An 8,836-nucleotide genomic window follows, 5' to 3' on the forward strand; every position below is an offset into this window, starting at 1 on the left:
GGGTCAGGCCCGGGTGCGAGCCACGGTGGTGGCGAGTCGGGCGACGCGGGTCATGAAGGTGGGGTCGAAGGGCTTCACCTCGTAGTCGTCGGCGCCGAGCTCGAAGCAGACGTGGCGGGTGAACTGGTCCTCGACGCCGCTGAGGATGATGACCTTGCACTCGCGGGTGGCGGGGTCCTGCTTGAGCTGGGCGAGCAGGTCGCGGCCATCCTGGTGCTGGTTGATGTCCAGGATGATGACGGCGGGCCGGTGGAGGCGGGCCAGCTCGAGGACGCGTTCCGACGTCGTGTCCGAGATGCACGTCAGGCCGGACCGCTTCGCCTCCCGGGCGAGGGCCGACACGATGAGCGGTTCATCATCGGAGATGAGGACGACGGGGGGCATGTTCGTTTGGAGCTGCACGGCCAACTGCCTTCTCGGCCCAAGGGGGACTGGTGAATATATCCGGAACTACCGGAATGTCAGGACAATTGTAAGAGGGGGTGGAGGGCGAGGGGAGGGGCGAGGGTCTTTTCGGACCGCAGGAGGGAGGGGAGCGGGGGCGGGGGAAAGAAAAGGTGATCCGAGGACGTTGACTCAGCCGTGTGGCTCGGGTACTACCGCCGCACTTTCGCCGGTCCCGAGGAGTACCCGCCGGCGGACGGACATATCGGGGAGTGGCTCAGCCTGGTAGAGCACTTGGTTCGGGACCAAGGGGTCGCAGGTTCAAATCCTGTCTCCCCGACCACGTAGAAAGCCCTGGGGTTTCGCGGACTTCCGCTGAAACTCCAGGGCTTTTGTTTTCCAGCCACCGCCACCGCGAGCAGTCCGGAGCGGGCTCGACCCGGATTGGGCCGGGCCTTCGTTGTTCGTCAGTGGGGTGGGACTTAGAGTTCCTGGGCCATGGCGACCAAGGAAGACCTCCTCTCGGATGTGCTGCGACTCCCTCCCGAGGAACGTGCGGAGGTCGCCCACAAGCTCCTGCTCAGCTTGGAAGAAGGGGCCGGGGATTCGGACGCACAAGCCGCCTGGTCCGTGGAACTGGAGCGCCGAGCTCGTGACGTTCTCGATGGGCGCGTGAAGACGGTTCCCTGGGAGCAGGTCGAGGAGCGCATGCGTGCGCGCCTTAGTCATCGGCGGTGAAGGTCCGTCTCGAGTTCCACCCTGACGCGGTTGCGGAGGTGGAGTCGTCGATGGACTGGTACGAGGGCCAGAGAGCGGGTCTCGGGGACGAATTCTTCGCGGAGCTTCGTCAGGGGCTCCAGGTGATCGCTGAGTCTCCTCGCGTGAACCCTCCCTGGACTGGTGGGCGAGTGATGGACGTGGGAGTGAGGCGATTGCGGATGGAGCGCTTCCCATTCGTGTTGCCCTATCTCGTGGTGGAGGACCTCGTGGTGGTGCTCGCTGTCGCGCATGTTCGCCGCCGGCCGGGGTATTGGCTGCCGCGTGCGAGGTCATTTCCTCAGCGCTGAATCAGCGACTCTTTCTCCACGGGCTACGGCCAAGTCCCGAATCGTATGGAGTGGGTCCAAAGAGGCCTTGAAGCCTCGGAGGGTGTAGGGGCCCTCCGGATTTCTTCGGTTCCCGTCCCGAGTTGCCCGGAGGTATTGGAGTTTCAGCCCCACAGGACGGCGTTGGCGCGGAACGCAATGGAGTGGTAGCCGCCCGCGCCCAAGCCGGAGCCCGCCGCCCTCAGCAAGGCTCCTAATACGACTTGGTCACTTCAAGAATGCGTGAGGGCGGGCGGACTGTTCCCCAGGCATGCCGCCAGCGCAGCTGAAGCGGTTGGAGACGGAACTGGAGAGCCGATGTTCGCGGGCCTGAGCCGTGTAGAGCGGCGACGGGCGATGGACTGGTACATCAAGGGACTGCTGCTCGAGGGTGAGCGCAAGAGCATCGACCCGATAGCGGGGATGCTGGTGGGGGCGACTGGCGAGAGGGCGGCCATGCCGGAACCTGTCAACGCGGATGAGACAGCGACTTCGTGAGATTACTTACAGCCCCTAACAAATGTCAGAGCAGAGGCGGCGCAGCAGCATGATGCAGCAGCCGAGGACGAGGAAGCCGAAGTGGACGTCGTCCCTGCGTTCGTCGCGGACGCGAAGTCGGCGGAGCTGGTTCTTCCAGGCCAAGGTGCGCTCCACCACCCAGCGGTATCGCCCCAGTCGCTCCTTGGATTCAACGCCCGGACGCGCAATGCGAGGAGCGATGCCGCGCAGGCGCAGGCCACGCCGGTTCCTCCTCGATGCGTAGGCCTTGTCACCATGCAGCTTCCCAGGACGGAGCCGGCGCTGGCCCGACGGCATCCTCACCGCGGGCACGGAGTCGAGGAGCGGGAAGAGTTCGTGGGTGTCGTGCACATTGGCTACAGTCACGGATTCAGTGAGCGGCAGGCCGTGGGCGTCTACGAGAAGATGATGCTTGCTACCCGCCTTCGCACTATCCGTCGGGTTTGGGCCTGTGGGGGCCCCCTTTTTGACGCCCGGACGGACGAGGAGTCGATGGAGGCCCGGGAGAAGTCGACCTTGCCGCGCAACCCCAGTTCGTCGAGCAACCGCTCCTGGAACTGCTCCCACACCCCAGCCCGGGTCCATTCCTCAAGCCGGCGCCAGGCCGTCATGCCCGATAGGCCGAACTGCTTGCGGGGCAGCATCTCCCAGGGGATTCCACTGCGGAGCACGAAGACGATGGCTTCCAGCGCCACTCTGTCGTCCGCTCGAGGACGCCCTAGCTTCTTCTTGGGACGAGGCGGAGGCAGCAAGGGAGCCACTCGCTGCCAGAAGGCGTCAGGGACGAGTTCGCGGACCATGCCCTTCAACCTGGAGATGGTTCTTCCCTGCGACCAGCCCACCCTCGACTTTCGTTAGGGGCTGTTATCTCTCCGGGGCGAGACGAATTTCCTGTTCGAACTGAACGATAGTCGTCCAGGAGGGGAGCTCCGCTAGGCAGTCCTTTTGCAATGCCGCGTGACTCGCCATCGTCGGCGCCGCGACCGGAAAACTCCGGTGACCGTCATCCCAGAGCTGCTGATAGGGGACGAGTAGAGGTCGAGGGCCTCGCTGGGGTTGGAGGCCATTCGGCCACCATCGGCTGGACGATGCCTTCGGTTGTAGATATGACGGTGACGTGAAGATTCGCGAGGTTCGGATCCGACACCTGAGGAACTTCGGCGCGGAAATGCGACCGATCCGCTTCTACGACGAAGAGACAGGGTTGGTACGCCCTCTGTCTGTCATGGTGGGCTCCAACGGCTCTGGCAAGTCGACCATCTTCCAAGTCATGGAGGGCCTTCTTAGCTTTGCGTTGGACGTGGTGGAAGATAGACCGATCACCCATGATATCCGCGATAACGGCTACGCGGCTCTCAATGTGGATTTTGGTTCGGCTCCCTTTCCTCAATTGCTCGGAGGTGTATGGATTGCTCTCGGGCGCAAAGATCGCGCGCCAGAGGGGTTCCGTTCGTTGAGCAATCAGATTTGTCGGATTGAGCAGCGAGGAGGCTCCGGAAAACCCCTTTTGCAGAAGGGGCCTCGGCAAGCGTTGAATGAATGGGTTGGCCGCATGATGAGAGGAGATGCCAAGCCTGAAGAAGGAGGCTTGCTCTTCTTCCCACACAATAGGTGGATTGAACATGAGCAGCGTGGCGCTATTGAGCCACCTCCTCGCTCTAAACCTTGGCTGTTCCGTTTCGAGCCACAGACTCGCTGGCACGGCAGTTTGTCACAGCTTTGGGTGTGGCAGAACTATCTCGACCTTGAGCAACACCGCGAGGGACGAGCTAGCCTCCTTCCCTTTGTCCAAATCATCGAGCAAATCCTAGGGAGAGGTCAGCAGATAGTCATCCGCGAGGGGCACGTTCAAATCGAACGTCCAGAGCATGGCGATTCTGTCGAACCTCATCAACTTCCTTCGGGCGAGCAGCAGGTGTTGGCTCTCTTCGGAGAGATCATTCGGTTTCTGCGCCCAGGGGCAGTTATTCTCATCGACGAGGTCGAGATCAGTCTGCATCCGGCCCTGCAGCGGACAGTTCTCTTCCATCTGCGAGAGATTGCCCGGCGATACGATCTCCAGATTATTGTTACGACGCACTCGATGGATATCATCTCCGCAGTGTCGCCTACAGAGATCATCAACCTCGATGATATGGTTTTCCAGGAGAAAGGTCGAGTACAGGGAGCCGCGAAATGAGCGGCTATCAGCAGGGTCAGGCACTCCTGAATGCCTGCGCAGCGGGCCGTGGGGTCATCGTGATGGTTGAGGGCGAAACCCCTCAGCACGATCCGTTCTTCTATAAGCGGTGGTTCGATGCGAGGGCTCGCGAGATCAGTTTCTTCCCGCAAAATGGCTGGTCAAAGGTTGTTCTGGCCGTAACCGAGCTTCGAGCCCAACTACCCGCCCGCCCAATATTTGGTATCATTGATCGTGACTTTGCCGACGATGCCGTCTTGCAAACTCAAGCAACGGCTCTTCCTGCAGACGGGGTGTTTCGCACAGGGTTGTGTACGCTAGAGAACTATTTGCTTGTTCCTTCGGGATGGCTGCGAGTGGTCAATCTTCTGTATCGCAACTCGCCACCAGTAGATTGGTCCAGTGAAGCCGATATAACCAAACGTATCGTGGATGCCTACCGACGGTGTGTTCCGCTCGCCGCGTTCAATATGACGGTTGCGAAGGAATATGAACGGCTGCCTCAAGATGGCATCAGCTACAAGATGCATCCAGACGCGGTCGTGGCACCTGAAGGCGAATTGAAGACGTGGGGACTCTCACGGTCTCCTCCCTTACCTCTCGAACAAGTCTTCCTGTCGAACCTACAGAAAATACAGAGCGCCCCGCAGTCCGAGTTGGAGAAGTGGGTCACGGGAAAGGCTGCCCTGAAGGTCTTCTTGCAGTCAATGCCACCCAAGGCGCGGGTCAGTCACGATCATCTTGTGAGCCTTTACCTCGACGGTTATCCAACTCCTCCGTCTGAGATCCATGCCCTCGTGACGCGCATCATAGATCGAGGAGGCCAGCCGTAATTATGCGTTGGGGCTTCGAGCCCCAATCACTACAGGGTGAAAATTGTGGCCTCAGGCGCAGCCTGATTCCCTGCCGCGAAGGATGGCCCCTTGCTGCTTTCGGGAGCAGCGACCCGTTAGGCAGAAGAATTCCAGCGTTGCGTATCGGAACCGAGCGTCGCCAAGCGGGAAGCTTATGGTTGCGCGCTTGCGATCCCAGCGAGGACTTTCCTTGGAGAACGCATCGAGCGCCTTCTCCCAGCCGGAAGGGAAGAACTCGCCTCTAGGCCCTGTCTGATGGAACCGCCGCCGCCGGTTGTTGTCCTCCGTAGGGAGGCAAGCCGGCGTGATGCGCTACGAATTGAACGAGCGGCAGTGGAGGGCCTTGGCCCCTCTGCTGCCGCACCAGGGTCGGGGTGGTGCATGGAAGGACCACCGGCTCATGCTCAATGGGATTCTCTGGCGGCTGCATACCGGAGCGCCCTGGCGCGACGTTCCCGCGCGCTATGGCCCCTGGCAGACCGTCTATGACCGCTTCGTACGCTGGCGCAGGGATGGCACCTGGGAGCGGTTGATGAGAACGCTCCAGGCCCATCTACAGGAACAGGACGAGTTGGACATGAGCGTCCTCTTCGTCGACTCCACGGTGGTGCGTGCTTCGCGCGCTGCCGCCGGGGGAGGCCAAAAGGGGGGCCACACGAGCCCGCGGACCACGCCTTGGGACGCTCTCGAGGAGGCTTTTCCACCAAGCTCCACCTCACCTGCGAGCGACACCGCCATGTCCTCTCCATTGCACTGACGGCGGGACAGGCCAGCGACCTGGTGGGCGTCTTTCCCGCCCTGGAAGGCGTCCGGGTCCAAGGGCGCCGAGGGCGTCCACGTCAGCGCCCGCGCGTGCTGGTGGGCGACAGGGGCTATAGCTTCGGTCCCGTACGTCGGTGGGCGAGGGCTCACCACGTGCGGGCTGTCCTGCCCAGCCGCTCAGACCAGCCTCGCTTCAATGCACGGTGCCGAGCGCGATTCGACCCGGCCCTCTATCGTCAGCGCAACGTCATCGAGCGAGCCGTCGGCCACCTCAAGGACAAGCGTGCCGTTGGCACTCGGTACGACAAGCTCGCCGTCAACTACCTCGCCATGGTGCAGGTGGCGCTCATCTGCTCCTACTTGCGCCACCTGCATCCGTCAGACAGGGCCTAGCACCTTCGTTGAGCACGAGTTGGGCCGCGAGGCCGATGTCGTCGGAACTCCACTGGAGTTCGCTCCACTTGGTGAGGTCGTGCGCCAGTCCACCGTTCACGCTCCCGAATGCCTTGGACGCAGGGCCCCACCACCAAGCGCGGGTCTTGATCTCGATCCACACGCGTGGCCCTTTGCCCTTAACGACGGCCTTGTCACGCCACGGCGCGACGAGGAGATCCATCGCATGAGGCGTAACCGTCCGGTGAGCGACGTGGCGGGAGGCATTGCCGAGGTAGAAGTCGTGGTGGACCCTGGCTGGAATGTCGAAGCCGGTTGAGAAGCAGGAGTGGCTCCAGGTCGCCGAGGCCTTCGAGGCGAGCGTAAACGACCGACGACCGGCGTCCTGAACCGGGGTGGATTCACCGGTTCACTCCGGCATGCGACGACCCAATCCCGATGAGTGGAAGCAGTTGGTGGAGGAGTTCGAGGCGAGCGGCCTGACGCAGAAGGAGTTCGCGGACAGGCAGCAGGTCTCTCTCGGTGGCTTCCAGTACTGGCTGTACAAGAAGTCGCGAGCCACGCCGGTCCGGAGGTCCGAGACGGCAGGCAGGCCGCGAGCCGCGTTTCTTCCCGTGGAGGTCGTCGCGTCTCCGTAACCGTCCGGTGAGCGACGTGGCGGGAGGCATTGCCGAGGTAGAAGTCGTGGTGGACCCTGGCTGGAATGTCGAAGCCGGTTGAGAAGCAGGAGTGGCTCCAGGTCGCCGAGGCCTTCGAGGCGAGCGGCCTGACGCAGAAGGAGTTCTCCACGCAGCGAGGATTGAGGCTGAGCACGCTGCAGTCGTGGGTGTACCGGCGCCGCCGCCAGCGCCCGCAGAAAGTCCCTGCGGTGCGGTTGCTGCCGGTGGAGGTCTCGGCCATCTCACCGCCGAGTCCCGCGCTGCTCGAGGTGGTGCTGGCCAGCGGAGCACGGCTGCGATTCCCCGTGGGCGCCGACGTCGACTACGTGACTCGGCTCGTCACCGCGCTGGGCAGGTGAGCGGGTGTTCACGCTGCCAGCGTCGGTGCGCGTGGTGCTGGCCACCGAGGCGGTGGACATGCGCAAGTCGATTGACGGCCTCATGGCGCTGGTGAAGTCCGCCTGGGGTGAGGACGTCTACTCCGGCCACCTCTTCGCCTTCGTCTCGAGGAGAGGGGACCGCATCAAGGTGCTGACGTGGAGTCGGGGAGGCTTCGTGCTGCTGTACAAGCGGCTGGAGAAGGGCCGCTTCCGGCTGCCGAAGGTGGACGCGGACGCGAGCGCGGTGCAGTTGGACGCGACGCAGTTGGCGATGCTGCTGGACGGAATGGACGTCACCGAAGTCAAACGCTCGCCTGCCTGGACGCCACCCGGGCGCACGTCCTCGTAGCGCGAGGACAGGCCGTGGCGCGGCGGGGTGTTGGCATCAGGTGCCACGCGAGCTGCCTCAAGACCACTTCTGTCCCTGGCGCGAGGAAGCCGAGGAGCTTCGCGAGCGGATGACCTCGCTGGAGGCGAAGATGGCGGCCTTTCTCAGCGCCGCCTCCGAGCGGTTGTTGTCCAAAGGCAGTCGTGCGTCCTCGATGAAGCGCGTCAGCGCGTCCCATTGCTTCGTCGCGTAGGAGAGGGCCTGCCCCATGGGACTCTTCGGCGGGTGGCGCGGCGTCTGGACTGCAAGCCACGTCGACAGACGCGCGAGAATGCGAGTGCTGGACTCCTGGCGCAGCGCACGGTGCGCTGGGGTGCCCACGAGGTCCGCGTCCCGTGCCTGGGCCTCCACGCGGTAGAGTTCGAGGATGAGGTCCATCGCCTCCCGGGCCTCGGGCGCGGTGGGCAGCGCCTCGAACCCCCTGTGTCAGGGAAGTTGTCGCCTCGGCGGATAGGCCGAGCTGAAGACGCCTTGGGGGCGAGAGCAGGCAGGACGCGGTGCCGTACACGGATGCATTCAAGACGCAGATGGTGAAGCGGATGGTGGGCCCAGGAGCGGTGAGTGCCGCAGCGCTGGCCCGGCAGGTGGGAGTGTCCCAACCGACGCTGTCGCAGTGGTTGCGCGAGGCGAATAGGGTGGCGGCGATGACGCCCCCGCCTGAAGAGAAGAAGCCCACCGCACCCGTAGGGCCGAAGAAGTGGACGCCGGAGGAGAAGCTGCGCGTGCTGGCGGCAACCCAGGGGCTCACGGGCGAGGAGTTGGGCGCCCTCCTTCGCAGTGAGGGGCTGCACGAGGCGCAGCTGAAGGAGTGGCAGCAGGCCGCAGCGGGGGCGCTCTCGGGTGCCTCCACGGAGCCGCTGCCCGCCAAGGAGCGCAAGCGCCTGGCCGCCGCGGAGAAGCGAGTGAAGGAGCTCGAGCGGGAGCTGCACCGCAAGGAGAGGGCGCTGGCCGAGACGGCGGCGCTGCTGGTGCTCGAAAAAAAACTTCAGGCGATGGGGTGGGACGAGCGGCACCAGGAAGGCGAGGACGACGCAGCGGACGAGAAGAGCGAGAAGTGACGCTCACCCTCGTCGACGAGGCGCTGGCCAAAGGAGTGCGTCTGGAGGCCCTCAATGGTCAGGTGAAAACCGGCCAAAGAGGGTCCCGTCAAAACCGGCCAAAGAGAGAGGGCCGAGACAGGAGGACTCCTACCCTGCGGACTCGGCGGACCGCAACTCCATGGCCCCCTTGGTG

General features: G+C 63.6%; 13 protein-coding genes, 1 tRNA gene and 1 pseudogene. 12 read left to right on the forward strand and 3 right to left on the reverse strand.

The window, feature by feature from the left end:
- Positions 1–3: 3 nt before the first annotated feature.
- A complete protein-coding gene (locus tag LXT21_RS13430; protein WP_046718495.1) occupies positions 4–384 on the reverse strand; it encodes a response regulator in 381 nt (126 codons plus the stop codon).
- 266 nt (positions 385–650) lie between these two features.
- Here LXT21_RS13430 and LXT21_RS13435 point away from each other — a divergent pair.
- The 4 genes from LXT21_RS13435 (at position 651) to LXT21_RS13445 (ending at position 1,967) form a co-directional block, all read left to right on the forward strand.
- A tRNA-Pro gene (locus LXT21_RS13435) sits at positions 651–727 on the forward strand.
- A 155-nt stretch (positions 728–882) separates the two neighbouring features.
- Entirely contained in the window at positions 883–1,122 is a 240-nt protein-coding gene (locus tag LXT21_RS13440; protein WP_254038511.1) for an addiction module protein, read from the forward strand.
- Entirely contained in the window at positions 1,119–1,451 is a 333-nt protein-coding gene (locus LXT21_RS45630) for a type II toxin-antitoxin system RelE/ParE family toxin (protein ID WP_407666984.1), read from the forward strand. Before LXT21_RS13440 ends, LXT21_RS45630 begins: the two co-directional genes overlap by 4 nt.
- Before the next feature lie 375 nt (positions 1,452–1,826).
- Positions 1,827–1,967 (forward strand): hypothetical protein, encoded by a 141-nt coding sequence (locus LXT21_RS13445; protein ID WP_254038512.1) that lies wholly within the window; start codon positions 1,827–1,829, stop codon positions 1,965–1,967.
- 15 nt (positions 1,968–1,982) lie between these two features.
- Here LXT21_RS13445 and LXT21_RS13450 read toward each other — a convergent pair.
- Positions 1,983–2,788 (reverse strand): IS5 family transposase gene (locus tag LXT21_RS13450; protein WP_254038513.1). Its coding sequence is split into 2 segments (ribosomal slippage): positions 1,983–2,446 and positions 2,446–2,788, totalling 807 coding nucleotides; the frame shifts between segments, so codons are not numbered across the junction.
- 317 nt (positions 2,789–3,105) lie between these two features.
- Here LXT21_RS13450 and LXT21_RS45360 point away from each other — a divergent pair.
- The 7 genes and pseudogenes from LXT21_RS45360 to tnpB all read left to right on the forward strand — a co-directional run bounded on the left by LXT21_RS45360 (position 3,106) and on the right by tnpB (position 7,564).
- Positions 3,106–4,167, forward strand: a complete 1,062-nt coding sequence (locus LXT21_RS45360) for an AAA family ATPase (protein ID WP_254038514.1) — start codon at positions 3,106–3,108, stop codon at positions 4,165–4,167.
- Positions 4,164–5,000 (forward strand): DUF4435 domain-containing protein, encoded by an 837-nt coding sequence (locus LXT21_RS13460; protein WP_254038515.1) that lies wholly within the window; start codon positions 4,164–4,166, stop codon positions 4,998–5,000. Before LXT21_RS45360 ends, LXT21_RS13460 begins: the two co-directional genes overlap by 4 nt.
- A gap of 328 nt (positions 5,001–5,328) precedes the next feature.
- A pseudogene (locus tag LXT21_RS45635) lies at positions 5,329–5,646 on the forward strand (IS5 family transposase); the annotation flags it as partial.
- Positions 5,541–6,176, forward strand: a complete 636-nt coding sequence (locus tag LXT21_RS13465) for an IS5 family transposase (protein WP_256571594.1) — start codon at positions 5,541–5,543, stop codon at positions 6,174–6,176. The pseudogene LXT21_RS45635 and the gene LXT21_RS13465, both read left to right, overlap by 106 nt.
- A gap of 419 nt (positions 6,177–6,595) precedes the next feature.
- On the forward strand, positions 6,596–6,814 hold the full coding sequence (gene tnpA / locus LXT21_RS13470; protein ID WP_254038517.1) for an IS66 family insertion sequence element accessory protein TnpA: 219 nt from the start codon (positions 6,596–6,598) through the stop codon (positions 6,812–6,814).
- A gap of 65 nt (positions 6,815–6,879) precedes the next feature.
- Positions 6,880–7,194, forward strand: a complete 315-nt coding sequence (gene tnpA / locus LXT21_RS13475; RefSeq protein WP_254038518.1) for an IS66 family insertion sequence element accessory protein TnpA — start codon at positions 6,880–6,882, stop codon at positions 7,192–7,194.
- Between the two features lie 4 nt (positions 7,195–7,198).
- A complete protein-coding gene (gene tnpB / locus LXT21_RS13480; RefSeq protein ID WP_254038519.1) occupies positions 7,199–7,564 on the forward strand; it encodes an IS66 family insertion sequence element accessory protein TnpB in 366 nt (121 codons plus the stop codon).
- A gap of 57 nt (positions 7,565–7,621) precedes the next feature.
- Here tnpB and LXT21_RS13485 read toward each other — a convergent pair whose 3' ends face one another.
- Positions 7,622–8,011: an IS66 family transposase gene (locus LXT21_RS13485; RefSeq protein WP_256571596.1), complete on the reverse strand. Its 390-nt coding sequence runs from the start codon at positions 8,009–8,011 to the stop codon at positions 7,622–7,624.
- An 89-nt stretch (positions 8,012–8,100) separates the two neighbouring features.
- On the opposite strand from LXT21_RS13485, the gene LXT21_RS13490 reads away from it, so the two are divergent.
- On the forward strand, positions 8,101–8,661 hold the full coding sequence (locus tag LXT21_RS13490; protein ID WP_323394402.1) for a transposase: 561 nt from the start codon (positions 8,101–8,103) through the stop codon (positions 8,659–8,661).
- The last annotated feature ends 175 nt before the right edge of the window (positions 8,662–8,836 follow it).

Origin of the sequence: Myxococcus guangdongensis, assembly GCF_024198255.1 — a bacterium.
Lineage (GTDB): Bacteria > Myxococcota > Myxococcia > Myxococcales > Myxococcaceae > Myxococcus > Myxococcus guangdongensis.